This is a genomic window from Planomonospora algeriensis (assembly GCF_977012225.1).
Window position 1 is genome coordinate 1 of record NZ_CDRNDK010000049.1, and the last position, 25,196, is coordinate 25,196.

The 25,196-nt window shown below is 71.7% G+C and carries 27 protein-coding genes and 1 pseudogene; 12 read left to right on the plus strand and 16 right to left on the minus strand.

The window, feature by feature from the left end; all coding sequences use genetic code 11:
* Positions 1-464: hypothetical protein (locus ACWJ6R_RS08290; RefSeq protein WP_449061628.1), on the minus strand; the 464-nt coding region annotated here is incomplete at its 3' end.
* Between the two features lie 56 nt (positions 465-520).
* Between ACWJ6R_RS08290 and pknB the strand changes: the two genes are divergently transcribed.
* Entirely contained in the window at positions 521-2,401 is a 1,881-nt protein-coding gene (gene pknB, locus ACWJ6R_RS08295) for a Stk1 family PASTA domain-containing Ser/Thr kinase (protein ID WP_449061629.1), read from the plus strand.
* A 164-nt stretch (positions 2,402-2,565) separates the two neighbouring features.
* On the opposite strand, the gene ACWJ6R_RS08300 is transcribed toward pknB, so the two are convergent.
* Entirely contained in the window at positions 2,566-3,138 is a 573-nt protein-coding gene (locus ACWJ6R_RS08300; protein WP_449061630.1) for an anthranilate synthase component II, read from the minus strand.
* 263 nt (positions 3,139-3,401) lie between these two features.
* Between ACWJ6R_RS08300 and ACWJ6R_RS08305 the strand changes: the two genes are divergently transcribed.
* The gene (locus ACWJ6R_RS08305; protein WP_068900149.1) at positions 3,402-3,647 is read left to right on the plus strand and encodes a cell division protein CrgA; all 246 of its coding nucleotides are present in this window, start codon (positions 3,402-3,404) and stop codon (positions 3,645-3,647) included.
* A 50-nt stretch (positions 3,648-3,697) separates the two neighbouring features.
* Here ACWJ6R_RS08305 and ACWJ6R_RS08310 read toward each other — a convergent pair whose 3' ends face one another.
* Together ACWJ6R_RS08310 and ACWJ6R_RS08315 are read right to left on the minus strand one after the other, a co-directional pair.
* The gene (locus ACWJ6R_RS08310; protein WP_449061631.1) at positions 3,698-4,576 is read right to left on the minus strand and encodes a rhomboid family intramembrane serine protease; all 879 of its coding nucleotides are present in this window, start codon (positions 4,574-4,576) and stop codon (positions 3,698-3,700) included.
* A gap of 183 nt (positions 4,577-4,759) precedes the next feature.
* Positions 4,760-5,296 (minus strand): peptidylprolyl isomerase, encoded by a 537-nt coding sequence (locus ACWJ6R_RS08315; protein WP_449061632.1) that lies wholly within the window; start codon positions 5,294-5,296, stop codon positions 4,760-4,762.
* A 179-nt stretch (positions 5,297-5,475) separates the two neighbouring features.
* Here ACWJ6R_RS08315 and ACWJ6R_RS08320 point away from each other — a divergent pair, with 179 nt between their 5' ends.
* A complete protein-coding gene (locus ACWJ6R_RS08320; protein ID WP_449061633.1) occupies positions 5,476-6,099 on the plus strand; it encodes a hypothetical protein in 624 nt (207 codons plus the stop codon).
* A gap of 119 nt (positions 6,100-6,218) precedes the next feature.
* Here the strand turns inward: ACWJ6R_RS08320 and ACWJ6R_RS08325 are convergent, their stop codons facing one another.
* Positions 6,219-6,812 carry a hypothetical protein gene (locus ACWJ6R_RS08325; RefSeq protein WP_449061634.1) on the minus strand — a complete coding sequence of 198 codons (594 nt, stop codon included), beginning with the start codon at positions 6,810-6,812 and terminating at the stop codon, positions 6,219-6,221.
* A gap of 243 nt (positions 6,813-7,055) precedes the next feature.
* Here ACWJ6R_RS08325 and ACWJ6R_RS08330 point away from each other — a divergent pair, with 243 nt between their 5' ends.
* Complete coding sequence (locus ACWJ6R_RS08330) at positions 7,056-7,724, plus strand: response regulator transcription factor (RefSeq protein ID WP_449061635.1); 669 nt, start codon at positions 7,056-7,058, stop codon at positions 7,722-7,724.
* 1 nt (position 7,725) lies between these two features.
* Positions 7,726-9,048, plus strand: a complete 1,323-nt coding sequence (locus tag ACWJ6R_RS08335) for a sensor histidine kinase (protein WP_449061636.1) — start codon at positions 7,726-7,728, stop codon at positions 9,046-9,048.
* Between the two features lie 58 nt (positions 9,049-9,106).
* Here the strand turns inward: ACWJ6R_RS08335 and ACWJ6R_RS08340 are convergent, their stop codons facing one another.
* Both ACWJ6R_RS08340 and ACWJ6R_RS08345 read right to left on the minus strand, forming a co-directional pair.
* Positions 9,107-9,862 (minus strand): MBL fold metallo-hydrolase, encoded by a 756-nt coding sequence (locus ACWJ6R_RS08340; protein WP_449061637.1) that lies wholly within the window; start codon positions 9,860-9,862, stop codon positions 9,107-9,109.
* A gap of 50 nt (positions 9,863-9,912) precedes the next feature.
* Positions 9,913-11,076: a GH25 family lysozyme gene (locus ACWJ6R_RS08345; protein ID WP_449061638.1), complete on the minus strand. Its 1,164-nt coding sequence runs from the start codon at positions 11,074-11,076 to the stop codon at positions 9,913-9,915.
* Between the two features lie 324 nt (positions 11,077-11,400).
* On the opposite strand from ACWJ6R_RS08345, the gene ACWJ6R_RS08350 reads away from it, so the two are divergent.
* From ACWJ6R_RS08350 to ACWJ6R_RS08365, 4 genes are all read left to right on the plus strand, one after another.
* Entirely contained in the window at positions 11,401-12,270 is an 870-nt protein-coding gene (locus tag ACWJ6R_RS08350; RefSeq protein ID WP_449061639.1) for a GNAT family N-acetyltransferase, read from the plus strand.
* Positions 12,271-12,444: 174 nt separating this feature from the next.
* Positions 12,445-12,957 carry a SigE family RNA polymerase sigma factor gene (locus ACWJ6R_RS08355; RefSeq protein WP_191894535.1) on the plus strand — a complete coding sequence of 171 codons (513 nt, stop codon included), beginning with the start codon at positions 12,445-12,447 and terminating at the stop codon, positions 12,955-12,957.
* Positions 12,954-13,904 (plus strand): endolytic transglycosylase MltG, encoded by a 951-nt coding sequence (mltG, locus tag ACWJ6R_RS08360; RefSeq protein WP_449061640.1) that lies wholly within the window; start codon positions 12,954-12,956, stop codon positions 13,902-13,904. Before ACWJ6R_RS08355 ends, mltG begins: the two co-directional genes overlap by 4 nt.
* A gap of 74 nt (positions 13,905-13,978) precedes the next feature.
* Positions 13,979-14,614, plus strand: coding sequence for a LysE family translocator (locus ACWJ6R_RS08365; protein ID WP_449061641.1), 636 nt, complete (start codon positions 13,979-13,981; stop codon positions 14,612-14,614).
* A 145-nt stretch (positions 14,615-14,759) separates the two neighbouring features.
* Here the strand turns inward: ACWJ6R_RS08365 and ACWJ6R_RS08370 are convergent, their stop codons facing one another.
* From ACWJ6R_RS08370 to ACWJ6R_RS08405, 8 genes and pseudogenes are all read right to left on the minus strand, one after another.
* Complete coding sequence (locus ACWJ6R_RS08370) at positions 14,760-15,326, minus strand: DUF4291 domain-containing protein (RefSeq protein ID WP_449061642.1); 567 nt, start codon at positions 15,324-15,326, stop codon at positions 14,760-14,762.
* Between the two features lie 80 nt (positions 15,327-15,406).
* Positions 15,407-16,258: a DUF72 domain-containing protein gene (locus tag ACWJ6R_RS08375; RefSeq protein ID WP_449061643.1), complete on the minus strand. Its 852-nt coding sequence runs from the start codon at positions 16,256-16,258 to the stop codon at positions 15,407-15,409.
* A 167-nt stretch (positions 16,259-16,425) separates the two neighbouring features.
* Positions 16,426-17,286, minus strand: coding sequence for a 3-methyladenine DNA glycosylase (locus tag ACWJ6R_RS08380; RefSeq protein ID WP_449061644.1), 861 nt, complete (start codon positions 17,284-17,286; stop codon positions 16,426-16,428).
* A 313-nt stretch (positions 17,287-17,599) separates the two neighbouring features.
* Positions 17,600-18,337 (minus strand): response regulator, encoded by a 738-nt coding sequence (locus tag ACWJ6R_RS08385; RefSeq protein ID WP_449061645.1) that lies wholly within the window; start codon positions 18,335-18,337, stop codon positions 17,600-17,602.
* A gap of 112 nt (positions 18,338-18,449) precedes the next feature.
* Positions 18,450-19,637 (minus strand): annotated as a pseudogene (locus ACWJ6R_RS08390) (sensor histidine kinase); the annotation flags it as partial.
* Between the two features lie 43 nt (positions 19,638-19,680).
* Complete coding sequence (locus ACWJ6R_RS08395) at positions 19,681-20,469, minus strand: ABC transporter permease (protein ID WP_449061646.1); 789 nt, start codon at positions 20,467-20,469, stop codon at positions 19,681-19,683.
* Positions 20,470-20,525: 56 nt separating this feature from the next.
* The gene (locus ACWJ6R_RS08400) at positions 20,526-21,440 is read right to left on the minus strand and encodes an ABC transporter ATP-binding protein (protein ID WP_449061647.1); all 915 of its coding nucleotides are present in this window, start codon (positions 21,438-21,440) and stop codon (positions 20,526-20,528) included.
* Positions 21,441-21,560: 120 nt separating this feature from the next.
* Positions 21,561-22,136: a WYL domain-containing protein gene (locus ACWJ6R_RS08405; RefSeq protein ID WP_449061648.1), complete on the minus strand. Its 576-nt coding sequence runs from the start codon at positions 22,134-22,136 to the stop codon at positions 21,561-21,563.
* Between ACWJ6R_RS08405 and ACWJ6R_RS08410 the strand changes: the two genes are divergently transcribed.
* On the plus strand, positions 22,128-22,466 hold the full coding sequence (locus ACWJ6R_RS08410) for a VOC family protein (protein WP_449061649.1): 339 nt from the start codon (positions 22,128-22,130) through the stop codon (positions 22,464-22,466). The two genes, ACWJ6R_RS08405 and ACWJ6R_RS08410, sit on opposite strands and share 9 nt — an antisense overlap.
* Before the next feature lie 100 nt (positions 22,467-22,566).
* Here the strand turns inward: ACWJ6R_RS08410 and ACWJ6R_RS08415 are convergent, their stop codons facing one another.
* A complete protein-coding gene (locus ACWJ6R_RS08415; RefSeq protein WP_449061650.1) occupies positions 22,567-22,968 on the minus strand; it encodes a VOC family protein in 402 nt (133 codons plus the stop codon).
* A gap of 557 nt (positions 22,969-23,525) precedes the next feature.
* Here ACWJ6R_RS08415 and ACWJ6R_RS08420 point away from each other — a divergent pair.
* Together ACWJ6R_RS08420 and ACWJ6R_RS08425 are read left to right on the plus strand one after the other, a co-directional pair.
* Complete coding sequence (locus tag ACWJ6R_RS08420) at positions 23,526-23,954, plus strand: hypothetical protein (RefSeq protein ID WP_449061651.1); 429 nt, start codon at positions 23,526-23,528, stop codon at positions 23,952-23,954.
* 110 nt (positions 23,955-24,064) lie between these two features.
* Positions 24,065-25,196 (plus strand): ISL3 family transposase (locus tag ACWJ6R_RS08425; RefSeq protein WP_449061652.1); only part of this gene is annotated, 1,132 nt, incomplete at its 3' end.

A 25,196-nucleotide genomic window follows, 5' to 3' on the forward strand; every position in this document is an offset into this window, starting at 1 on the left:
GGCGGAAGCGCCGCGCCGCAACGGCTGCGGCGGGCCGGAGCGATCACCGCGGTGGCCGCGGGCTGCGCCGCCGCCGTCGGGCTGGGCGCGCTGACGTTCCAGGACATGACCGGTCCGGAGGACAGGCAGGAGTCGGTGAAGCCGTTCACCCCCGAACCGCGGACCTCCGCGTCGCCGACCGCCACCCCCGGCAGGAGCAGACCTGCGGCGACCCGGCCGCCCGCCCCTCCGACCAAGTCGCCCCGACCTTCGCCGTCGCCGTCGGCTACGGTAAGTACGTCGGCCACGCCCACCACGGAGCCGACGACGTCACCGACCCCGAGCCCCACACCGACCACTCCGACCCCGACTCCCCCTCCCCCGACGACGACACCGAACCCCACGCCGAGCGTCACGGCCGAGCCCGGCGAGACGGTCCCACCGAATGGGGAGACGTGATGCGGGAAGGGGCCGATGATGGACACCGGTGGCCTGAGAGTTCACCGGCACCCAAGATGAACGGTAAGGGACAGTGCAGGAAATGACTCAGCCTCGACGCCTAGGCGACCGCTACGAGCTTGACGGCGTCGTCGGGCGTGGCGGCATGGCCGAGGTCTATCGCGCCCGAGACATCCGGCTGGACCGGGTCGTCGCGATCAAGACCCTCCGTGCGGATCTGGCCAGGGACCACACGTTCCAGGCGCGTTTCCGCCGGGAGGCGCAGTCCGCCGCGTCACTGAACCACCCGTCCATCGTGGCGGTCTACGACACCGGTGAGGACACCTCCGAGGGTGCGCCCGTGCCGTACATCGTGATGGAGTACGTCGACGGCAGCACGCTGCGCGACATCCTGCGGGCCGACCGGCGGCTGCTGCCCGAGCGGGCGGCCGAGCTGGTCGACGGGATCCTGCGGGCGCTGGACTACAGCCACCGCGGCGGCATCGTGCACCGGGACATCAAGCCGGCGAACATCATGATCACCCGCAACGGCGACGTCAAGGTCATGGACTTCGGCATCGCCCGCGCGATGGCCGACTCGGCCGCGACCATGACGCAGACCGCCCAGGTGATCGGCACCGCGCAGTACCTCTCGCCGGAGCAGGCCAGGGGCGAGCGGGTCGACGCCCGCAGCGACATCTACTCCACCGGTTGCGTGCTGTACGAGCTGCTGACCGGGCAGCCGCCGTTCACCGGCGACTCCCCGGTGGCGATCGCCTACCAGCACGTCCGCGAGGACCCGATCCCGCCGTCGCAGATCGACCGGGAGATCCCCGCGTGGGCCGACGCCATCGTGCTCAAGGCGATGGCGAAGGACCCGGCGCACCGCTACCAGAGCGCCGGTGAGATGCGGGCCGACATCCAGCGGGCCCTGCAGGGCATGCCGATGGACGCCCAGACGATGGCGCTGGCCAACAACTACGGCGCGGCCACCCGGACCATGCAGCAGCAGCCGCCCGGTCCGGGCGGGCCCGTCACCCAGCGCACCACCGCCGTCCCGGCGTACGAGTACGGCACCGAGGACGGCGGCGCCGCCGGGCGGGGCGAGCGCGGGCGCCGACGCGCCCAGGGCGGCAACACCGCGCTCAAGACCGCCGCGTGGATCCTGATCCCGCTCCTGATCATCGGCGCCTTCATCGGCGTGGGCTACAAGTTCCTCAGCGCTCCGGGCACGCCCACGGGCGATGCGCAGGTGGAGATCCCGACGCTGACCTCCCAGACGGCCGAGGCCGCGACCAAGCAGCTCAGCGCCCTCGACCTGAAGGTCAAGGTGACCGAGGAGTTCAGCGAGGATCAGCCGAAGGGCGCGGTCATCGAGACCGACCCGGCGGCCGGGGAGAAGGTGGACAAGGGCACCGAGGTGAAGGTCATCGTCTCCAAGGGCGTCGAGCGGGTCACGGTGCCCGACGTGATCGGCAAGACCGTGGAGGAGGCCACCGCCGAGCTCAAGGCCAAGGAGTTCGAGGTGGACGTGCTGACCAAGGCGTCCTCCCGTCCGCAGGGCGTCGTCCTGGAGAGCGACCCGGAGCCCGGGAAGAAGGCCGCCAAGGGCGGCACCGTCCGCATCTACGTGCCCAAGGAGGCCATCGAGGTCCCGAGCGTCGTCGACCTCAACGTGGACGACGCGACCGCGGCCCTCAAGGAGGCGGGCTTCAAGGTGAAGACCTCCGAGCAGCCGAGCGACCGGCCCGAGGGCACCGTCCTCAGCCAGACCCCCGGGGCGGGTGCGAAGGTCCAGCCGGGCACCACGATCATGCTGGTCGTCTCCAGCGGGCAGCCTCCGATGCCGACGGAGGAGCCGAGCGCCCCGACCGACGACCCGAGCATCCCGACCGACCAGCCGACCGACGACCAGCCGGACGTCCCGAGCGACGAGCCGACCGACGACCCGTTCTTCGACTCTCCCGACGGCCAGCACGGCTGACCGGCCGCCTGACCTGAGAGGGCCCTTGCCTGCGGCGGGGGCCCTCTCGCATGGCCTCCCCGGACGCCGGAGTCCTCTTGCGCCGGGCATGAGAAGAGCCCCTCCGCCACTCGGGGGCAATGGCGGAAGGGCTCACTGGTTAGTCGTACGGAGCGCGGGCGGCGTTACACGATCCGCTCCAGCCAGTTTCCGAGCAGCCGGTGTCCGTGCTCGGAGATCACCGACTCCGGGTGGAACTGCACGCCCTCGACCGGCGCCGTACGGTGGCGGAGTCCCATGATGACGCCGTCGTCCGTGGTCGCGCTGACCTCCAGGACCTCCGGCACCGTGCCGGGCAGTACGGCCAGCGAGTGGTAGCGCGTCATGGTGACCGGGGAGGGCAGCCCGGCGAAGACCCCGCGCCCGTCGTGGGAGATCGCGCTCGTACGGCCGTGCATCAGCTCCGGGGCCCGCGTCACGGTCGCGCCGTGGGCGACCGCGATGGCCTGGTGGCCCAGGCAGACCCCGAGCAGCGGCAGGTCGCGTGCCTCGCAGTGACGGACCAGCGGGACGCTCACCCCGGCGTCCTCGGGGGCGCCGGGGCCGGGACTGATCAGGACCCCGTCGAACCCCGCGGTGTCCTCGACCGTCACGTGGTCGCGCGGGCGTACGTCGCAGACGGCGCCGAGCTCGCGGAGGTACTGCACGATGGTGTGCACGAAGCTGTCGTGGTTGTCCACGACCAGGACGCGGGTCATCGTGCCACGACCGGGCGGCCGACGAGGATCCGCGAGCCGGGAACGATCCGCGAGCCGGGAGGGATCTGTGATTCGAACCGGGAGGACACGACACATCAGACTATGTCCACCCACCGACCGGCCCGTCCCGGGCGGAGAAAGCCCGCGCCCACAGGATCGCCATGTCCCATCTGCGCCGACTATCCTTGCTCACCAGCGACTACGCTAGCCGACAGAGCCTGCGCACGATCCGGATCGCGCAGGGTTGACGCAGGAGAACCCCAGTGCCCAAGCCCAAGACTCGCAAGAAGGCGGTTTACACCCCGCCGAAGACGACCCAGCAGGTCAAGATGAGCCCGCGCTGGCTGGCGCCGGTCATGGTGGCCTCCTGGATCATCGGCATCCTGTGGATCGCCGTCTACTACGTGGCGCCGGACGCGCCGCTGCTCGGGACGCTCGCGAACTGGAACCTGCTCATCGGGTTCGGTTTCATCATCTTCGGTGTGATCCTCTCCACCCGCTGGCGTTAGGACTTTCCACAGGGCTGTCCACACCCTGGGGACGCGCGCCAGGGTGTGGATCAGCCCACGAGGCCGACGGCCTCGTTGAAGGCGTACGGCGGGAGCAGCACGACCGCCGCGACCAGGAGCAGCAGGACGGCCGCGCAGCCGGCGAGCTGGACCGCGGTGCGGTTCCTGGCCGGGGCGTAGACGAGGGCCGCGGCGACCACGGCGCCGGTGACCAGGCCGCCGAGGTGGCCCTGCCAGCTGATCCCGGGGAACAGGAACGTGACCACCACGTTGATGCCGATCAGCCAGAGCACCCCGCGGGCGTCGTAGCCGAGCCTCCGGGAGACCACGAACATCGCGCCGAACATGCCGTAGATCGCACCCGACGCGCCCACCGTCAGGGACGCGGAGAACAGATAGACCGCGACGGAGCCGCCGAGCGCGGAGAGCAGGTAGAGCGCCAGGAAGCGGGCCGAACCCAGGCGGCGCTCCAGTTCGGGACCGATGACGTAGAGCGCCCACATGTTGAACAGGATGTGGGTGAGCGAGAAGCCTCCGCCGCCGAGTGGCGAGTGCAGGAAGGCGCCGGTGAGCAGGCGCCACCATTCGCCCCCGTAGGCGACGGCCCCGGCGAACATGCCGTAGTCGCTCACCACCTGCCGGAAGACGTTCTCCACGGCGTAGGCCAGCACGTTGAGGATCAGCAGTCCCCAGGTGACGTAGGGCGTGGTGACCGCCCCTCCGCCGAACACCGCCTGCGCCTGCCGTACGCCCTTGTTGCCCTCGGCCACGCACTCGGGGCACTGGAAGCCGACCGCGGCGTCGCGCATGCAGTCGGGGCAGATGGACCGCTCGCAGCGCTGGCAGCGCACGTAGGTCTCGCGGTCCGGATGGCGGTAGCAGGTGGGAACGGCCTGAGGCCCGGACTCGCCGGGGGGCTGGGTGGTCATGGCGCGTCGGTGACCCTTTCGGCCGTGCTCGGATCCTCACCCAACCCTATGCAGATTTCCGGGCACCCGTGCGCGGCGGCCGGGCGCCCCGGGCATCCGGGCACGGCCGCCTGCGTGACCTGTGCGCGGCGGCCTGTGCGACCTGTGCGCGGCGGCCGTCACCTCGGCCGCCGCACGGGTGGTTCAGCCCTGGACGCGGTCGATCGTGACGCTCTCCAGCACGACCGGGTCGACGGGACGGTCGCGGTGGCCCGTCGGGGTCTTGGCGATGGCGTCGACGACGTCCTGGCCCTCGATGACCTCGCCGAAGATGGTGTGGCGGCCGTTCAGGTGCGGCGTGGGCACCACGGTGATGAAGAACTGCGAGCCGTTGGTGCCGCGGCCCATCTGGATGCCGGCGTTGGCCATGGCGAGCAGGTAGGGGCGGTTGAAGTAGAGGTCCGGGTGGATCTCGTCGTCGAACTTGTAGCCGGGGCCGCCGACGCCCTCACCCAGGGGGTCACCGCCCTGGATCATGAAGCCGCTGATGACCCGGTGGAAGACGGTGCCGTCGTAGAGCTTGTCGGTGGTCTTCTGGCCGGTCTCCGGGTGCGTCCACTCCCGGGTGCCCTCGGCCAGCTCCACGAAGTTGCGCACGGTCTTGGGCGCGTGGTCAGGGAAGAGCTGCACCTTCACGGTGCCGCGGTTCGTGTTCAGGGTAGCGATCAACTTCTCAGCCACGGTCGGGCTGCCCCCTTCAGGTCATCACGCAAGGCCTGCCTCAGGCGCTGCATTTGCACTGTTCTGTCAACTATGGCCGTCACCGGCCCGTCAACATCCTCCCACGACTGGTCATGATTGAGCCGCTTTCGAGCGGGAAGGGGTCGCTGCGGGGCCCCAACGACAGGGGAGGAGTTGCCGTGCCTCTTGCAACACTGTTCGGAAAGCGCAACACCAGCATGGTTCCGGAGACCCGGATGCGACTGGCCAAGCACCAGGCCATGGTGGCCAGGGACCAGGCCATGCTGCAGATCGCCCGAGCCGCCGAACGGGTCGGCCCGATGGCCGCGCAGGCCCGTGAGGCCGCCGTCAGCGCCGCGGACGAGAAGATCAGCGAGGCCCGCAGGTGGGCCGCGCCGCAGCTGGACGCCGCCGCGCACACCGTCGAGCAGCAGCTGGGACCCAAGCTGAGCGCGATGCTGTCCCAGGCTGCGACGAAGCTGGATCCCTCACCCCCGGTCAAGATCAGATCCCGCAACTGGCCGATGCTCCTGCTGCTCACCGGCCTCGCCGCCGGAGCCGCGGGTTTCGCGATGTACCGCAAGGGCTCCAGCCAGTGGACCGACACGATGAAGGGCAGCGCGAGCGACGCGTCCCACTGGGTGAGCGACAAGGCGAAGACCGCGGCCGACAAGGTCTCCGGCGTGGCCGGAGGCGTGAAGTCGAAGGCCGAGGAGTTCAGCCACAAGGCGGAGCCCACAACCGGTGTGACCGGTCAGGGCGCCGACGCCGAACCGAGCGGGGTCACCAGGAACATGACCTGAGCTGAGCCGAGCTGACCTGGGCTGAGCTGACCCGCGACCGCCGCGTACGGCCCGCACCCCGAGGTGCGGGCCGTACGCGCGTGCCGTACCGGTCCCCGCCCGGCGCGGCGCCCGGACCGCTAGCGCCACTCGGTGACGCAGACCACGGCCGCCTTGCCGGGCAGCTTCCGCGCACGGACGACGTCCCCCGGGCCGGAGGAATGGAAGGATCCGGAGGAGCCGCGGCTCGGGGCGGGAACGGCCCGGCCCTTGACGATCTCGCAGGATTCCTTGCCGGGGAACGCCTTAACGCAATGCGGCTTCCCACGGAACCTCTTGCCCCGGACCGCCTCACCGGGCGCCCGGACCTCGGACGGGCCGTCCTGATAGGCGACCGCGCCCCGCTCCGGCACCCGGACCTCGGACGCGCCGTCGACCGGGAGGGCGGGCACCGCGACCACCACGTCCTCCTCCCGTACCCGCCTGCGGTCCCCCGCACGGAGCCTCTCCAGCTCCGCCTCGGTGACCCTGCGGATGACGAGACCCTTCCCGCCCTTGCAGGCGATGGAGATGGCGCCGTCCGGCGGGGTCGCCGGGACGGCGAGCTCGGTGGCTCCGGAGGATTCGAAGGATTCGGCGGGAGACGGGGTGCCGGCGGCGTTGGCCGCGCCGGTCAGGGTGGTCATCAGGGCCCCGGCGGTCACCGCGGCGGCGGCGAGGAAGCGGATGCGCATGTTCGGTTCTCCTCGTTGGCTCGAAGTCCGGCCGGCATCCGGCCGGCCTCCTGTCGAAGTCCGGCGGACACCCGATCGGCGTCAGGTCGGGACACCGGCCGGCGTCCGTCGGAACGTGGCGGCCACACCGTCCCTCCCGGAACCTGAAGCCGCCCTGAACGCCGCCGAAGCCCGCTTCAGGTTCCTCCTCGCCGCCCCGTCCTCTTCAGGTTGGCTTTAGGTCGGATACGGCACGCTGGCGCCATGCGCGTGCTGCTGGTGGAGGACGAGAAGCGCCTGGCCGACCTGCTGAAGGGCGGGCTGGCCGGTGAGGGGTTCGCGGTGGACGTCGCCCACGACGGGCGGGAAGGGCTCTGGATGGCCGGGGAGAATCCCTACGACGTGATCGTGCTCGACGTCATGCTGCCCCGGATGAACGGCTACACCGTCTGCTCGCGGCTCCGCGACGCGGAGAACTGGACGCCGATCCTGATGCTCACCGCCAAGGACGGCGAGCACGACGAGGCCGAGGCACTGGACACCGGCGCGGACGACTTCCTGTCCAAGCCGTTCTCCTACGTCGTCCTGCCGGCCCGGCTGCGCGCCCTGGTCCGCCGGGGCGGCCGGGCCCGGCCGGCGTCGATCAGGATCGGCGACCTGGTCGTCGACCCGGCGGGGCTGCGCTGCCACCGGGACGGGGTGGAGATCCCGCTCACCCCGAAGGAGTTCGCGGTCCTGCACGGCCTGGCCCGCAGGCAGGGCGAGGTGGTCTCCAAGAGCGAGCTGCTCGCGCAGGCGTGGGACTTCGCCTACGACGGGGACCCGAACATCGTCGAGGTCTACGTCAGCGCGCTCCGCCGGAAGATCGACGCCCCGTTCGGCCGGTCGTCCCTGGTGACCGTGCGCGGCGCCGGATACCGGCTGGAGGCCTGAGATGCCGCGCCTGTCGGTCCGGGTCCGGGCGACCCTCGCGACCACCGCGATCGTGGCGGTCGCGCTGGCCGCCGCCGCCGCCCTGCTCGTCGGCGTGCTCAGCGAGAGCCTGATGGCGAGTGCCTCCGACGAGGCCGTCCGGCGCGCCGGAGTCGTCGCCGAACGGATCTCCGGTGAGACGGGAGCCGTGGCGGAACCCGGCTCCCGGGCCGAAGCGGATTCCGTCCCGGCCCTCGAACCGGACATCCAGATCCTCACCCAGGCGGCGCCCCGCCCAGCCGGAGTCGAGCTCTCCGTGCACGCCGTACCCGCCGAGCGGTGGGCGCCGGAGGACGCCTTCGTCATGGCCACCGCGCCGGTCGGCACCGCCAGGGGGACGGTGATCGTGCGGGCCCGCGCCTCCCTCGAACCCGCCCAGGCGGCGCTGCAGACCCTGAAGGGCGTCCTGCTCCCCGGGATCCCCGCGCTGCTCCTGCTGGTGGCGGCCCTCACCTGGCTGGCGGTCGGCCGGGCGCTCGCACCGGTCTCCGCGATCCGGGCGGAGCTGGCCGACATCACCGCCAGCGACCTGCACCGGCGGGTCCCCGTGCCCAGGTCCCGTGACGAGATCGCCCGGCTGGCCGAGACCACGAACCGCACGCTCGACCGCCTGGAGCTGGCCGTCGGCCGCCACCGGCGCTTCGTCGCCGACGCCGCCCACGAGCTGCGCAGCCCGCTGGCCGTCCTGCGGGCCCGCCTGGAACTCGCGCCGCCCCAGCGGCTGACCGCCGAGGCGCTGGCGGACGTGGAGCGGATCCAGGCGCTCACCTCCGACCTGCTGCTGCTGGCCCGGCTGGACGCCGACGAGCCGGTCCGCCACGACGAGGTGGACCTGGGCCAGGTCGCCGCGGAGGAGGGCACCCGGATCCGGCCGCGGCCGGAGGTGCGGGTCGCCCTGGAGATCGCCGCCGACGTGCTGGTCCGCGGCTCGGCCGAGCAATTGCGCCGCCTGGTGGCCAACCTCGTGGACAACGCCGTACGGCATGCGGAGTCGGCGGTCACCGTCCGGCTGGCGGCGGAGGGAGGGGAGGCCGTGCTGGAGGTGCGCGACGACGGGCCGGGCATCCCCGCCGAGCACCACGAGGCCGTCTTCGACCGCTTCACCCGGCTGGACGAGGCCAGGGACCGGGACGCGGGCGGCGCGGGGCTCGGGCTGGCGATCGCCCGGGACATCGCGGTACGGCACGGCGGCGATCTGGCCGTCGTGTCCGTCCCGCCGGGAGCCTGCCTGCGCGCCCGGCTTCCTCTCGTGTCCCCGGCCGGGAGCGCACCGCCACCCGCCTGAGCGGTGCTCACCCGGCAGGCGGGCGCCGAGCGGACAGCCGGGCCGTCGGCGGGCCCGCCTACCGGCCGCGGAGACGGAAGGCGATCTCCGCCATGGTGTCCCCGGGGAACGGGGCCCGGGATGGGTCGCCGCCCATCGTGAGGATCTCGACGGCCGTGACGAGGTCCGCGCGCTGGCGCCGTACGAAGTCGCGGTCGACGACGGCGCCGTGGCCCGGGACGACCGCCTCGCCCGGCAGGTCCAGCAGGCGGGCGAGCGTGTCCGGCCACTCCAGCGGGAAAGCGTCCCCGAACTGCGGCGGCGCCCCTTCCTCCACCAGGTCCCCGGCGAAGATCACTCCGGCGTCGGGGACCTCGGCCACGACGTCATTGTCGGTGTGCCCCCGGCCCAGGTGCCGCAGGTGGACCGGGCGGTCGCCGAGGTCGAGGGTGACGGAGCCGGTGAACGTACGGCCCGGCGGGACGATCTCCACCTCGGCCAGTTCCTCCGGCCCCTCGTGGAGCCATGTCCGCCGCTGTTCCTCCCCGGTGGCCTCGGCCGCCTCCGCGCAGCGGACGTGACCCCAGATGTCGGCGGGGAGGAAGACCGCGTTGCCGAAGAAGTGGTCGAAGTGCGCATGGGTGTTGACCACGGTCCACGGCAGGGCGGTGATCTCCCGGACGGCTCCGGCCAGCTCCCGGCCCTGACGGTGGGACATGCGCGTGTCGACGACCAGGCAGCCCTCGCCTCCGACGACGAGTCCGGCGTTCAGGTCGAACGACTCGTGGCGTCTGACGTAGACGCGGTCACCGACTTCCCGCCACTGTTCGATCATCCTCCGAGCCTGCCAGAACCGGGACCGCCGCGGTCAGCGACGCGACCGGTTCACCGGGCCGCGGCCAAGGTCAGGGTCACCGGACCGGCCGCGACCTTCAGCCCCCGCTTCGGGCCGCCGGATCTGGCGGGCGCGACCGTGAAGGTCAGCCTGGCCGTCGTCTTCGGGCCCAGCCTGGTGATCGTGCAACGCGCCGCCGTACCGCTGAACCGGCAGCCCTTGCCGGCCTTGGTGAACTTCTGGCCGCCGAACGTGCGGCCGGCGAGCTTGAGCGCCGTGACCGGCTCGGTGCCGGTGTTGGCGACCGTCACCGTGTAGGTGTTCCCGCGCGCCGCACCCTTCAGCCGGATCTTCGACGGCGCCCGGGTGAGCGCCTTGAGCTGGGACGGTGTGCCGTTGAAGGAGTTCTGGCCGCCGGGGAGGGAGCCGCTCTTGTCCGCCGACTGCCAGAAGGTGTGGCGCTTCCAGCCCGCCGGGAGCTCTCCCGGCTCGGTGCCCCAGCGGGCCAGCCAGAGCGGGTTGCGGCCGAAGGCGCGCGAGTCGCCGGTGCAGGTCCGCCACCAGCTCGTGGTGGTGTAGATGATCGCGTCCTTGCCGGTCCGCAGGCGGTAGCGCCGGGTGAAGTCGCCCACCCAGGCGACCGCCTGCTCCGGGGTGAGCCCGTAGCAGTTGTCGAGGCCGTTCTTCTTGCCGTACGGATTGTCCTCCAGGTCCAGGACGCCCGGCAGCGTCCGGCCGTCGGAGGTCCAGCGGCCGCCGTTCCGCACGAAGAAGTCGGCCTGCTCCGCACCGCCGGACTCGTGCGGCTGGGCGAAGTGATAGGCCCCGCGCAGCAGGCCCGCCTCGGCGGCTCCGCCGTACTGCGCGGCGAACCGGGGGCTGACGTAGTCCAGGCCCTCGGAGGCGTGCACGAACGCGAACGCCGCGCCGGCGCCGGCGGCGGCCTCCCAGTCGATGTCCCCCGTCCAGTTGCTGACGTCGGTCCCGACCACTTTCGGCGCCCGGCGCGATCCGGGACCGGAGAAGCCCGCGGAGGCTGAGGCGTCCGAAAGGACGGATCCGACGAGGACGGGGGCGCTCGCGGAGACGGGGGCGCTCGCGAGGGAGGACGGGTGCGTGAGGGCGGAGCCGGAGGGCAGCGCGGACGCCTGCCCGGTCTCCAGGGCCAGCACCCCCGCCGCCACGACGGCGATCACGGCGGTCCGATGTTTCACGTGAATCATCCCTTCACCGGCGAAAGAGATGATCATGGCGGGTTCCGTCCGTCGGCCGCAAGCACTTCGGAGCATCCGGCCCCGTCCGAAGGCGGCCCCTCCGGCGTCATCACCGCGTCCGGATCGGAGGCATGATGCTCGTGTAGAACGCGATCTCGTGGAGCCGCGCGTCCGAGCCGGAGACCCGACCGGCTCCCGGGCCCGTCCTCGAGCACCGCGGACCGGTCGGGCCCGAGGCCGGTCGTCGTCCCGCCCGAAGAAGACCCGGCCGAAGAAGACCCGCCCGAAGAAGACCCGGCAGCGACCCGAGGAGGAGCCGAGCAGGTGTCCGACATCACCATGCGGCCGTACGACGGCGCCGAGGACCTGCGCAGGATGCAGGAGCTCGCCCAGGCGGTCTGGGGGCGGAGCGGCCGGTGCCATGTGGGGGAGCTCGCCTGGGACCGCTTCCAGCACCGGGGCCGGGAGGCGGAGTGGCCGACGATGCTGTGGGAACGCGAGGGCCGCACGATCGCGTGGGCCTGGGTGCGCCTCCCCGGCGGCCTGCAGTTCGTCGCACCCGACGACCTCGCCGACGAGGTGCTCGACTGGTTCCACGAGGTCACCGCGGGCGACCGGCTGGCCACCACGATCCTCGACACGGAGGCGGGCCTGGCGGAGGTCCTGACGCGCCGCGGCTACCGGCGGGCGCAGGACGCGTCCTTCCTGCTGCGCATGTCGCGCGACCTGGAAGGACTCCCCGAGGTGGAGACGCCGCCCGGGTTCACCGTGCGCCACCTGCGCGGGGACGAGGACGTCCCCGGCCGGGTCGCCGCGCACCGGTCGGCCTTCCACCCGTCCAGGGTCACCGAGGAGAGTTACCGCCGGGTCATGCGGGCGTGGCCGTACCGGCGTGAGCTGGACTGCGTCGTGGAGGCGCCGGACGGGCGGCTGGTCTCCTACTGCCTGGCCTGGCTGGACCCGGACAACCGCGTCGGGCAGTTCGAGCCGGTCGGCACCGCCCGGGAGTTCCGGCGGCTCGGCCTGGCCCGCGCCGCGTGCCTGTACGCGATGCACCGCCTGCGCGCCGAGGGGGCCGGGGAGGTGACGGTCTACGCCAGGGGGGACGAGGCCCATCCCGTCCCGGCGAGGCTGTACGGCTCGCTGGGGTTCCGCGCCGAGGCCCGGACCGTGACGTACACGCGCTCCCGCTGAGGCCCGTATCCCCCGGCCACCGGCGTCCTCCCGCCGCACCGGCCTACCCCCTGCCCGGCCTACCACCGCACCGTCCTCCCGCCCGGCTCTCCGCTCCCTTCCGGCTTTCCGCCGTACCGGCATAGATCGGCGCCCCGCCCGCGTCCTTGCTTGGTGACACCGCGAGGAGGACAGGTGGATCCAGGTTTCGAGGCGGGCTTCCGGGAGTTCGTCGTCGCCCGGTCGGGGGCGCTGTTCCGCACCGCGTACCTGTTGACCGGTGACCGGCATGCCGCCGAGGACCTGGTGCAGTCGGCACTGGCGAAGACGGCCGCCAGGTGGCGCGGTCTCCGCGACCCCGCGGCCGTCGAGGGCTACGTCCGCCGTGCCATGTACCACGAGCAGGTGAGCTGGTGGCGGCGCCGCTCCCGGATCACGGAGGTGTCCACGGAGCAGCCCCCCGACCGGGTCGGCGACGGGCACGCCGAGACCGCGGACCTCCGCCTGGTGATGCGTACGGCTCTCGCCCGCCTGACGCCCCGGCAGCGGACCGTGCTGGTGCTGCGTTACTTCGAGGACCTGTCCGAGACCGAGATCGCCCGGCTGCTCGGCATCGGGGTGGGATCGGTCCGCAGCCAGATCCACCGGTCGCTGGAACGGCTACGGAAGGCCGCTCCCGAGTTGGACGGCGTGAGGGAGATGCGATGAACATCGAGGATCTGCTGCGGGAGACCCTTTCGGACATGGCCCACGAGGAGCAGCCGCCGGCGCCCGGCCGGTTCCTCCGACCCCGTCGGCCTTCCCGTCGCGTCCCGGCCTTGGCGGCGGCCGCCGTCGCCGTGCTGGCGGCCGGAGCGGCGCTCGTGGCCGGAGCGCTGCCCGCACCGGTGACGGATCGGCCCGGCGTCACGGGCCGGGGCCCGGACGAGACGCGTGCGGAGACCTCGCGGAAGCCGATCGTCCTGACCGTGCGGGCGGGAATGCGGCTCTCCCAGATCCTGCGGCTGCTGTCGGACGCCACCGGCAGGCCGGTGGCGGAGTTCGAGCGGGCCGCGGAGGACGGCGGGGCGCTCGGTCTCCCCGCCTACGCCAAGGGGGCGCTGGAGGGATTCGTCTTCCCCGCGGCCTACGAGTTCCCGGCCGGGTCGAGCCCCCGCGAGATCCTCGCCGCGATGGTGGTCCGGTTCGACCGCGCCGCCGGGGACGCCGGGCTGGTGGAGGGCGCCGGGCGGATCGGCCGTACGCCGCTGGAGGTCCTGACCGTCGCCAGCATCGTCCAGGCCGAGGCGGTCCGCGCAGAGGACATGCCGAAGATCGCGCGGGTCGTCTACAACCGGCTGGACCGCACGCCCCCGAGGAAACTGGAGCTGGACAGCACGGTGATGTACGGCCTGGGCAAGACCGGTTCCACCGCCTCGGTCGAGGATCTCAGGAGCCGGTCCCGCTACAACACCTATGTGCGCCCCGGCCTGCCGCCCGGCCCCATCGGAAACCCGGGCGCCGCCGCCATCGAGGCCGCGCTGCGTCCGGCCCCCGGTCCCTGGCTGTTCTTCGTGACGACGGATCCCGGCAGGCGCGTCATGAAGTTCGCCGACTCCGAGGCCGGGTTCATCAAGCTGGTGGAGGAGTCCCGCAGGAACCGGAGGACCGGATGACGGAGCGGCGCGTCGGGTGAGGCGTCCCGGGGCGACCGTCGTGCCCGCATCGCGCTGAGCTACGGTGAGAGTCCATGGACGTCTACGGCTCGATCGCCTCGTTCGCCGTCGTCGTGGGATTCCTCACGCTCACGCCCGGCCTGGACACGGCGCTGATCCTGCGCACCTCGCTGCTGGCCGGCAGGAGACCCGCCTGGGCCGTGGTCCTCGGCATCCAGGCCGGAACGCTCGTGTGGGGCGTCGCCACCGCCGCCGGCCTGTCCGCCCTGCTCTCCACCTCCCGGCTCGCCTACGAGGTGCTGCGCTGGGCGGGTGTCGCCTACCTGGTGTGGATGGGCGGCCGGATGCTCTGGCACAGCCGCCGGAGCGGCGCGGGCGGGACGGCGGCGCCCGAACCGTCCGGGGACGACGGATCGTGGCCCGCGTTCCGCCGCGGCCTGCTGACCAACCTGCTCAACCCGAAGATGGGCGTCTTCTACGTCGCGATGCTCCCCCAGTTCATCCCGGACGGCGCGCCGCACGTCGCGATGGGCGTCCTGCTGGCGGGCGTGCACGTCTGCGAAGGGCTGCTCTGGAGCGCGCTGCTCATCGGGTTCACCGGTCTGGTGCGCGGCTGGCTGGGCAGGCCGTCGGTCAAGCGCGGCCTGGACCGGCTGACGGGCCTCGTCGTGATCGGCTTCGGGCTGCGGCTGGCGACACAGCCCTCCTGAACCTCCGGGCACGGTGGACGCCCCAGACCCGGCGCGCCCGGTTCACGCGCGGGCGTCACGAGCGTGTGCCTGCCCGCGTTCACGGTCACGAGCCTGCACCTGCCCGCGTTCACGGTCACGAGCGTGTGCCTGCCCGCAGTCACGGTCACGAGCCGACGAGAAGCCGCCGGGCGACCTCCGGAGGCACCGGGTACTCACGCTCCGGGGGCAACAGCCGCTGCGCCTTCGACGCCTGCCCGGTCTGCACCAGCCCGGCGATCCTTCTCACCGTGGGCGTGACGTCGGTGAGGCCGACGACCCACTCGTCCGCGAACCTGCGGATCAGGGTCCGGCCGATCCCGACCTGGATGCTGTAATGGTTGAGCGCCGCCCCGCGCAACGAGCGCTCGGGGTCCCACTGGACGTGAACCGCCGCCCGGTCGACGGCCTCCGGTCCGGCTGTCGTCAGCACGGCCCGGGAGAGCGCCTCGTGCCATCCGTCCCGGGTGATCCGCACCGCCAGGACGCGCTCCTGACCCGGCTTCCGCGCCCAGTTGCTGCGGTGCATGAGCCAGAGGAACGAAGGCTTGATCCACGTCATGCGGGTGAACGAGAAGGGCGGCACGAACCGCTCGGCGCTGAGGGCGGGGTCGGCCACGGCGGGCGGGTACGCCTGGTAGACCACGATCGTCTCAGCGTCGTAGTCCGCTCTCACCTGGTGCTGAACCGGCATGCAGAGTACCCTGCCGCCCCGTCCCGCCCCGGCACAAAGCGTTTTCTCCCCCGTACGGCCTCCCCCGTACGGCCTCGCTGTCAGAACAGGGTCAGCGGCTCGACCGGCACGGGCTCGGGCAGCGGTTCGACCCCGGGCAGCACGGCTCGCACCTCGTCGTGGAAGCGGCGGGCGAGCACCGGTGCTTCGGCGTTGTCGGGGGTGTGCACGAACACGGTCGGCGACCGGCCCTCGCGCAGCCACCCGGCGACCGTGGCGACCCACTCCTGCCAGCCCTCGACCGTGCGGGCCGTGTCGTCCCGGCCGAGGTAGCGGACGATCGGGCGGTCGGTGAGAGCGGGCGCCCGGCGCGGCACGCGCGGTTTCTTCAGCCACGCGTCCCGTTCGGCGTCGCTGGTCGGCGGGCTCCGGAAGAAGGCCGTGGTGTCGAACGGGACCCACTCGGCCCCGACTCCGGACAGGACCCCTTCGAGGAGCCGCGCGGACCGCTCGTCGTCGAAGAACGCGCGGTGGCGGACCTCGACGGCGTACCGGTACGAGCGGGGGAGCCCGCGGAGGAAGCCCGCCAGGACGCCGAGGTCGTCCGGCCCGAACGACCCCGGCAGCTGGACCCAGAGGGCGTGGGCCCGCGGCCCGAGCGGTTCGATCGCCTCCAGGAACGCCCGGAGTTCCTCGTCGGCGCCGGTGAGGCGGCGCTCGTGCGTGATCGGCTTGGGCAGCTTGACCACGAAGCGGAAGCCGGGGCCGACCTGCGCCGCCCACGACTCCACCGTGCTCCTCGCCGGTGTCGCGTAGAACGTGGTGTTGCCCTCCACCGCGTTGCACCAGGTCGCGTAGGCCCTCAGCCGCTCCTCCGGGGGGAGCGGGTGGGGCAGGAGGCGCCCCTGCCATGCCTTGTGCGTCCACATCGCGCATCCCACATGAAGCCGCATGACCCCGACGCTATCCGAGGCCGGCGGCATCCGGGCCCGCGGGCCGTACGGTGCTCCGATCGAGGAATTCCCGCGGCCACGGGACGAGCGGTCCCAGACCGAGAGGAACAGCGCTCCGTCCTTCACCGGTGGCGGTTCTCACGGGCCGGGGTTCGGGCCGCGGGTTCTCAGGGGAGGCGGGCGTCGGCGAGGAGCCGCTCGCAGGCGTCGAGCAGGAGCTGCCGGTACGGCCGCGCCCGCTCGGCGAACCCCCGTTGCTCGGCGGCGTACTCGGCCCGCCCCTCGGGCGTCTCGATCCGGATCGCCCGGTGACCGAGCGCGCTCAGGTCGTACGGGCTGGCCCGCATGTCCACCTCGCGGATGTCGCGGGCCAGCGCGAAGCAGTCGGCGACCAGCTCGCTGCCCACCAGCGGCGACAGCTTGTACGCCCACTTGTACAGGTCCATGTTGGCGTGCAGGCAGCCCGGCTGCTCCAGTTCCCGCTGCCGCTCGCGCGTCGGCTGCAGCACGTTGAGCGGGCGCGCCTCCGGGGTGAAGAAGCGGAACGCGTCGAAATGGCCGCACCGCACGCCCCGCTGCTCCACGACCTCCGCGATCTCCTCGTCATCGAGCCGGAGCGGCCAGGCGCCGTGCCGTACCTCCGCGGCCCGGTAGACCATCGCCCACTCGTGCAGGCCGAAGCAGCCGAGATAGGCCGGCCGCGACGCGGTGGCGGCCAGCAGCCGCGCGATCCACTCGACGGAGGACCCGCGCCGGTCCATCAGCGCCGCGGTGTCGAGCACGGCGCCCTCGGGGGTGTCGAGGTAGAAACGGCCGAAGCCGCTCGCCCCCTTCAGCACCACCCCGGCGCCCGGGTGCCACCGCCGCAGCCAGGCCGGCCGGTGGTCGTAGTAGACGAACAGGAAGTCCTCGACGGGATGGCTCTCCCGCCGCGCCTTGCGCGCGAGGTACGGCGCCGTCCACTCCTCGACCCGCCGCCGGTGCTCCTCCGCCCGGGCCCGCCACACCTCCGGTTCCAAAACCTCCACCGCCGAATGGTACGCGCGGACCGGCGCGGTACACGCATGAGCCGATCTCAGGTCCGCCCCGGACCCGGGACACTACGAATCCGGCCGGGTCGGCGTTGCTCAGCCCGGTGCCGACCAGGCGCGGCACCTCATCGGCAGCTTCACGAAGACGTACGTCGCGGCGACCGTGCTGCAGCTGAAGCCCGAGCCGGGCGTCCCGAATCCGACGAAGGACGTCACCTTGAAGCTGATCGACCACACCCTGTGCGGCGGCCGGTAGCCGGGCGGAGCCGTACCGCACCGAGGCGCGACCGAGGCTGAGGAACTCCCGGAGTCAGGACCGGTCGGACGCTCGCGGGACGAGCAGCCTCCGGTTGAACGCCTCGGTGACGGCGGAGGCGCGGTCTTTCACACCGAGCTTGGCGTAGATGTTCAGCAGGTGGCTCTTGACCGTGGCCTCGGTGATGAACAGCCGGGCGGCCGTCTCGCGGTTGGTGTTCCCGGCCGCCACGAGTTCGAGGATCTCGAGTTCCCGCTGGCTGAGCAGCTGCGGCGCGGGCGTCCTGACCCGGGTCATCAACCGTGCCGCCACCGCGGGCGACAGCACGCTCTCGCCCTTGGCCGCGGCGCGCGCACCGCGCAGCAGGTCCTCCCGGGGCGAGTCCTTGAGCAGGTAGCCGGTCGCGCCCGCCTCGATCGCCGGTAGGACGTGGGTGTCGGTGTCGTAGGTCGTCAGGACCAGTATCCGCGCGGTGACGCCGAGCCTGGCCAGCTCGGTGATGGCGGTCAGCCCGTCCATGCCGGGCATGCGCAGGTCCATCAGGATCACGTCGGGCCGCAGTTCCTGGGCGAGCCGTACGGCCGCGGCGCCGTCCGCGGCCTCGCCGAGCACCTGGAATCCGGGCGCGGAGGCGAACATGCTGCTCAGCCCGTCCCTGACGATGGGATGGTCGTCGGCGATCAGCAGCCGGATCGGGGATCCGGCCGTCGGCTCGGTCCTCGACCCGGTCCCCGGCTCGGTCCCCGGCTCGGTCGTCGGCGCGGCTGTCGGCTCGGCGGCGCGGTCGGTCATGTGCGGCTCCCGGCCGGCAGGAAGGGGACGCGGGCCGAGATCCCGGTGCGGCGCCGGGCTCGGACTCGATCTGCAGGGTCCCGGACAGCCCTTCGACGCGTTGCCGCATGATGGTCAGGCCGAACCCGCCGTCGCGGTTCTTCGGTCCCGTGCCGCCGTCCGCGGCCGTGGCGGCTTCGAGGCCCGCGGGCTCGAAGCCGCTGCCGTCGTCGCGCACGTCCAGCGCCACCTCGTCCTCCAGGTAGGACAGCGTGACCCCGACCCTGGTCGCGCCCGCGTGCTTGGCCACGTTGGCCAACGCCTCCTGCGCCGTGCGCAGCAGCGCGAACTCGGCCTCCGGTGTCATCGGCCGCGCCGTACCGGTCGTCGTGACCCGCACGGTGATCCCGTGCAGCTTCGACCACCTGTCGGCGACGTCGGCGAGCGCGTCACTCAGGCGCCCGCCGTCCAGCGGTTCGGGCCGCAGCGCGTCGACCGAGCGCCGGGCCTCGGCCAGGCTCTCCCTGGCCAGCCTCTTGACGGCGTCGAAAGGCCGGACCCACGGCGGCGGGACCTCGTGCATCTGCTCGGCCGCCTGCAGCTGCGCGATGATCCCGGTGAGCCCCTGGGCCAGGGTGTCGTGGATCTCGCGGGCCATCCGCTGGCGCTCGTCGAGGACTCCCGCCTCCCGGGCCTGGGCGAGCAGCTGGGCGTGCAGGCCGGTGTTCTCGGCGAGCGTCGCCTCCAGCAGCCGGTTCGTCCGGCTCAGCTCCGCGAGGGTCTGCTCGCGCTGCTCCTTCTCCCGCTCGGCGCGCCGGAGCACCCAGGCGGTGCCGCCCATGAGGACGACGTTGGCGGCCACGATGGACAGGTACAGCATCAGGCCGGAAGCGGTCGTCTTGGGCACGTCGGACGCCTGCGCCGTACCGGCCACGACCGCCACGGCGGCCACGCCCGACAGCCGCCACGGCCAGCGCAGGACGGTGAAGGCGTAGATGTAGGGCGCGGGGGTGAACAGTCCGAACGCGGGATCCCGCACCACCAGGACCGCTGTGATCACCAGCAGCCCGGTGAAGAACACCCCCATGATCCGGGGCCGCTCCCACCAGGCGGGGCGCAGGGTGAACATGCCGAGCATCCACGCCGCGGCCAGCCCGCACAGGCCCAGATCGACGGGCAGGGCGTCGACCGCCGGGTGCCCCGCGATCACCTTGAAGCCGACGAGGGCGGCCAGCAACGTGTACGGCACCGCGGTGACCAGGAGGAACGGTCGCTCTCCCCGTGCGTCCCGGGTGCCGGGCCGCGAGCTCTGCCTGTTCATGGTTCCCCTCCTCCCGTTCAAGATCGCTTCCTCGGCGGTGAGTCTATTCCCAGCGGAACCAGCGGACCGCGATGAGCGCGCACCCGACCGCGTAGGCAGCCAGGGTAAGGAGCGGGAGGGCCGGCGGGAAGTGGCCCAGATAGGCCTCCTGGAACGCCTGCATGCCGGCGCCGAGCGGGGTGTAGTGGCTGATGGTCTGCAGCACCTCGGGCATCTGCGCGACCGGCACCCAGAGCCCGGCGAAGAACATCATCGGGAAGAACAGCACGGTGCCGATCGCCGTGGCCGGGCCGCGTCCGGGCGCGAGCGCGGTGATCAGCAGGCCGATGGCGAGCAGCGCGGCGGTCGCGAGCAGCCAGGCGACGGCGAAACCGAGGGGATGCTTCGGCAGGTCGACGCCGAAGCCCAGCCCGGCCACGGCCAGGAACAGGACCGTCGCGACGAACGCGATGGCGAGGTTGGCCGCGAGCTGGGCGGTGAGCACGCGGGCCGGGCCGATCGGCGTGGTCCGCATGCGCCGCAGCACACCGTTCTCCCGGTAACCCGCCAGCGTGGTCGGCAGCGCGGTCATGGCCAGGATGGCCAGGTTGAACAAGATCAAGACAGGCACATAGAGGTCGAAGTAGGTCAGCCCGCCCGCGGCCTGCACGGGCTCCCGCAGGGCGGGCACGATGCCGAGGATGACCAGCACGATCAACGGGCAGCCGACGCCCCACAGGGGACCGACCTTGTCGCGGATGCTCAGCCTGCTCTCGGCCTTGATGAGCCGCCACGTCGCGGAACCGGACGCGGCGGTGACGGGAGCGGCGGGGGCGGTGTTCAGAACTGACACGGGGGTGGCCTTTCTCTCTCTGTCTCGGTGCGGGGTCGGGCTACGGGGCCGGGTGCTCAGCGGGAATCGAGGTGGCTGCGGGTCAGCTGGACGAACGCCTCCTCCAGGCTCGCCTGCTCGACGCGCAGCCGTTCGGCCACGATCCGGTTGCGGGCCAGCACGGTGGTGACGGCGTTGAGCGCATTGTCGTTGCCGCTGACGACGACCAGTTCGCCCCGGCGGGTCAGGCCGGAGACCTCGGGCAGACTCGTCAGCAGGTGCTCGTCGATCGGCCGGGACGGGCGGAAGCAGATGCGCTGCTCGATGCGGGCCCGCTCGGTCAGGCCGGTCGGGGTGTCCACCGCCACGACGCGGCCGGCGTCGATCAGCGCCAGCCGGTCGCACAGCCGCTCGGCCTCCTCCATGAAGTGGGTGACCAGCACGATCGTCACCCCGCTCGAGCGCACGCCCTCGATCAGCTCCCAGGTGTCGCGCCGCGCCTGCGGGTCCAGACCGGTGGTGAGCTCGTCCAGGATCGCCACCCGAGGGTTGCCGACCAGCGCCAGCGCGATCGACAGCCGCTGCTTCTGCCCGCCCGACAGCTTGCCGTAGCCGGTCTTGGCCTTGTCCGCCAGGCCGAGATCGTGCATCAGCGCACGCCAGTCGGCCGGATGGGGATAGAAGGAGCTGTACAGCTCCAGGGCCTCGGCGACCTGCAGCCGCTCCGGCAGCTGACCGGCCTGCAACTGCACGCCCAGACGCCGGGTCAGCTCGGCACGGTCCCGGCGGGGGTCGAGCCCGCACACCGTGATCTCGCCCCGGTCCGGCGTCCGGAGGCCCGCGATGCACTCCACGGTCGTGGTCTTGCCGGCGCCGTTCGGGCCGAGGATCCCGAAGATCTCGCCCTCCTGGACGGTGAGCGAGACATCGTCGACCGCGACCTTGTCGGTGTAGCGCTTGTGAAGGTTGTGTACCTCGATCACTGCCGGCATGCGCGCGTCCTTCCGGGCTGGTCTCCATCGGGCTTCTACTGCCTCAAGCCTGCTATGACCAGCACTTTTCCGACATCGGCCAGTGGACGGGACCTGATCGCCGGACGGTGGGGCGCCGGATCAACCGATCGGTTGATCGCCGCTCAGCCGGGGCGGACCCGGGATCCTCCGGGCGGAGGCCGCGAGCCGGTCGGCCAGCGCGGCGACGAGGTCGCGGAGTTCGTCTGGTCGCTCGATGACGAACGGCCGGTCGAGCGATGCGAGCACCGGAGGCAACCAGTCGAGCCGCTCCGCTCGCAACTCGACGCGGAGCCAGCCCTCGGTGTCACGATCCGTGTCGTGCGCGGATGCGGGCTCCTTCACAGTCGCGACGCCGGCGGGAAGCCGGGCGCGGATCTGCTCGACCGTCCCCTGGATGAGCAGGACCACTTCGTGCCGGTACGGAGCCCTGGCGAGGGCCGACAGGACGTGCTGCGCCGGATCGAAACCGGCGGGCGGCTCGAACGAACCGGGCAGGGTCCTCGCGTCCGCGATGCGGTCCAGCCGGAAGGTCCGCTCCTCACCGATCTCGGGATCAGCGCCCGTGACGTACCACCGGCCCGAATGGGCGACGAGCCCGTATGGATGCAGCGTCCGTTCGCTGCGCCGTCCGTCGGCGGCGGTGTACCTGATCGAGATCGGCCGGTGATGGCGCACCGCATCCGCGACGGGGAGCAGGACCGCGGTCTCCGGGGGCGAGCCGGAACCGCCTCCGGCACCCTGGCGATCGGCAGCACCCGGACCGTCTCGCTCATCGCGCCTGACGCCGCCCGGCCGGCCGACAACCGCACCGTGATCATCGAGTTCCTCGCCGACGACGTGGACGGCGTGCATCGGAATCTGTCCGGCTTCGTCGAGGAGTTCGTCAACGAGCCCACCACGATGCCGTGGGGCAACCGCTCGCTCCTGTTGCGCGACCCCGACGGCAACCTCGTCAACTTCTTCACCCCCGTCACCCCGGCCGCCCGCGAGAAGTTCGCGCGCTGACTTCGTCATCCGGCACCTGTGCCTGCCCGAGGCCCGGACCGGTGAGGCCGAGCGTCGGGGCGGGGCGGCAGCATCCCGTGGTCAGGGCCGGATCCCGTGGTCAGGGCCAGATCGGGCCCTGGTCGGTCCAGACGACGCCCTTGTTGCGGCACAGGCAGAAGGGGTGGCCGATCGGGTCGGTGTAGACCCGCCAGCCGTAGCCGTCGGGGCCGATGAAGTCCTGGTGCAGCGTCGCGCCGAGGTCGAGGACACGGCGCTGCTCGGCCTCGATCTCGTCCACTTCGAAGTCGAGGTGGAACTGCTTGGGGTGCTCGCTGTCGGGCCACTGCGGAGCGCGGTAGTCGTCCACCCGGATGAAGGCCAGCTCGATCTCGCCGAACTTGATGCCGGCCCAGTGCTCGTGGCTGCCCTCCTTGACCGGACGGCCCGTCACCTCGGAGTAGAAGGCCGCCAGCTGCATCGTGTCCGGGCAGTCGATGATGAAATCGGTGAGTCGCAACACCCCGCGATCGTGCCACAAGACCGAAGAAGGGGCCTCGGCCACGATGGCGGGAACCGGACGGCTACAGGAGCCTTGTCCAAGTATCTGATCGCATGGCCGACCGACGGTTCCGAGCGCTGGTCCTGCCGGCCGCCTTCGCCGGTCTGCGCTGGGTTGAGGTCACCGCGCCGCGTCGTTTCCCCGCATGGGTACGGCTTGCCGTAGGCGATCGGGCACGACCCCGGGGACGCCGGACGGCACCGGAGGCCGTCACCGCTCCGTGTCACAGGAGAGCATTCCGACCCGGAAATCCGCGAATTGAAAAGGAAACTCTCATTGGCTTCAACGCTCCTCCGACCTGGCATTTCAGACGCCACACCAGATCTGGGCAGTGCATGCGATCCGCACATGGTCCGGGTCATGAGGACGACAGGCTGATGCACCCCTCGGAAGCCCGGGCGATCCCCGATAGTCGGACATCACAGTTGCACCGTCCATAAACGGATAGATCATGGTAGACGTCTTCCATGCATCCGCCGCCCCCTCCTACGTCCGGAAGCTCCGGCAACAGGTTGACGATGTTCCTTTTCGCCACCGGCCTGATCATCGTCTTCATCGGCGCCGTTGTCGCGACCCTTATGTTGGTGGTCCCCGACCCGGGTCAATCCGGTCTCCGCCATGAAGGATTCGAAGGCTCCTCCACATCCCCGGCTCCGACCGGCCCAGGCGAACCTCCCCCTGTCGCCGCGACCGATCCGAGCGAACCCTCTCCCATCGCTCCGACGGAGGAGTATGAGGAGGAGGAAAGCGACTACGAGGAAGAGCGCCTTCCGGCCGGTGCCGCGATTCCGCTCTCGATCGGCCAGAGAGAACGCAACGAGCTGGCCGCCGCCGCAAGCGTCGCCACCGATGGCTCGGGTGGCCCGGATAGAGCCGGACGGATTATCAACAGCGGCACCATCTGGTACGGAAAGGTATACGGGCTCTTCGAAGTTAACCGGGGTTGAGCGCCGGAGCGTGCCCCGATGAGGTGAGGCCGACGTCTTGAGAGAGCTCGCGGCTCTCGTTGATCATTCCTGTTGTCGAAGCAAGATCTCACAACAGAAGAGCCGCGAGCGTGGTCAACGATACGACTCGGCTGCTGGGCCTGGAAGGCGTGGCAGTCACCAAGATCGATACCGACAACAACACCCCTGGTCAGGGGCCTGTCCTCTATCTGGAGACCCTGGATCCGCGGGCGCGCGCCTGCCCGGCATGCGGGACGACCGCGACCCGCATGAAGGAGTGGGTGCTCACCCGACCCCGGGACCTTCCCGTGGCAGGACGGGTCTGCCGGCTGCGCTGGCGCAAACGGCGCTGGCGGTGTGACCACAGCCGATGTCCGCGTACGTCGTTCACCGAGTGCGTGCCGCAGATCCCGGCCCGCTCCCGGTTGACGGTCCGTCTGCGCCAGGCGGCCGGGGCCGCGGTCGCCGACGGTGGACGCACCGTCGTGCAGTCGGCCCGCGACCACGGACTGTCCTGGCCGGTGACCTCAGCCGCGTTCACCGCCTACGCCGCCCGTGTGCTGCCCGCCCAGCCGGACCCGGTCACGGTCTTGGGCATCGATGAGATCCGGCGCGGCCGGTCCCGCTGGGCCTTCGACGAGGCGGCACAGACGTGGAAGGCCGTCGTCGATCGCTGGCACGTGGGTTTCGTGGACCTGTCCGGAGGCCAAGGGCTGCTCGGCCAGGTCGAGGGCCGCACCAGCCAGGTCGTCATCGACTGGCTGCAGGCCCGCGGGCAGCGATGGAAGGACCAGGTGACCCACGTGGCCATCGACATGTGCACGATCTTCAAAGCGGCTGTGCGGGCAGCGCTGCCGCACGCGGTGCTGGTCGTCGACCATTTCCACATCGTGCAGCTGGCCAATGCCGCCGTCACCGAGGTCCGGCGCCGCGTCACCGTCCAGGTCCGGGGCCGCCGCGGACGCAAGGGCAACCGCGAGTGGGAACTGCGCAACCGGTTGACCCGCTCAGCTGCCCGGATGCACGGCTCTCAACTCGATCCCATGATCGATGATCTGCACGCGCTGCCGATGAAGATCGGGCAGCCGATCCTGGACGCGTGGAACGCCAAGGAAGACCTCCTGGATCTGCTGGCTCTTGCTCGCATGCATCCCGAACGGCATGTCATCGCCGAGCGGTTGTTCCGTTTCTACGACCGGTGCGCCGCCTCGGGCCTGCCCGAACTGGAGCGGCTGGCCACGA

Bases quoted from the DNA above. Each gene is read 5' to 3' on its own strand.
- pknB (WP_449061629.1), top strand. From the start codon at position 521: ATGACTCAGCCTCGACGCCTAGGCGACCGCTACGAGCTTGACGGCGTC.
- ACWJ6R_RS08375 (WP_449061643.1), bottom strand. From the start codon at position 16,258: ATGCGGCTTCATGTGGGATGCGCGATGTGGACGCACAAGGCATGGCAG.
- ACWJ6R_RS08410 (WP_449061649.1), top strand. From the start codon at position 22,128: ATGGCGCACCGCATCCGCGACGGGGAGCAGGACCGCGGTCTCCGGGGG.
- ACWJ6R_RS08420 (WP_449061651.1), top strand. From the start codon at position 23,526: ATGTTCCTTTTCGCCACCGGCCTGATCATCGTCTTCATCGGCGCCGTT.
- ACWJ6R_RS08325 (WP_449061634.1), bottom strand. From the start codon at position 6,812: ATGCGCATCCGCTTCCTCGCCGCCGCCGCGGTGACCGCCGGGGCCCTG.
- ACWJ6R_RS08385 (WP_449061645.1), bottom strand. From the start codon at position 18,337: ATGACCGACCGCGCCGCCGAGCCGACAGCCGCGCCGACGACCGAGCCG.
- ACWJ6R_RS08400 (WP_449061647.1), bottom strand. From the start codon at position 21,440: ATGCCGGCAGTGATCGAGGTACACAACCTTCACAAGCGCTACACCGAC.
- ACWJ6R_RS08365 (WP_449061641.1), top strand. From the start codon at position 13,979: ATGGACGTCTACGGCTCGATCGCCTCGTTCGCCGTCGTCGTGGGATTC.
- ACWJ6R_RS08310 (WP_449061631.1), bottom strand. From the start codon at position 4,576: ATGACCACCCAGCCCCCCGGCGAGTCCGGGCCTCAGGCCGTTCCCACC.
- mltG (WP_449061640.1), top strand. From the start codon at position 12,954: ATGAACATCGAGGATCTGCTGCGGGAGACCCTTTCGGACATGGCCCAC.
- ACWJ6R_RS08335 (WP_449061636.1), top strand. From the start codon at position 7,726: ATGCCGCGCCTGTCGGTCCGGGTCCGGGCGACCCTCGCGACCACCGCG.
- ACWJ6R_RS08300 (WP_449061630.1), bottom strand. From the start codon at position 3,138: ATGACCCGCGTCCTGGTCGTGGACAACCACGACAGCTTCGTGCACACC.
- ACWJ6R_RS08340 (WP_449061637.1), bottom strand. From the start codon at position 9,862: ATGATCGAACAGTGGCGGGAAGTCGGTGACCGCGTCTACGTCAGACGC.
- ACWJ6R_RS08370 (WP_449061642.1), bottom strand. From the start codon at position 15,326: ATGCCGGTTCAGCACCAGGTGAGAGCGGACTACGACGCTGAGACGATC.
- ACWJ6R_RS08330 (WP_449061635.1), top strand. From the start codon at position 7,056: ATGCGCGTGCTGCTGGTGGAGGACGAGAAGCGCCTGGCCGACCTGCTG.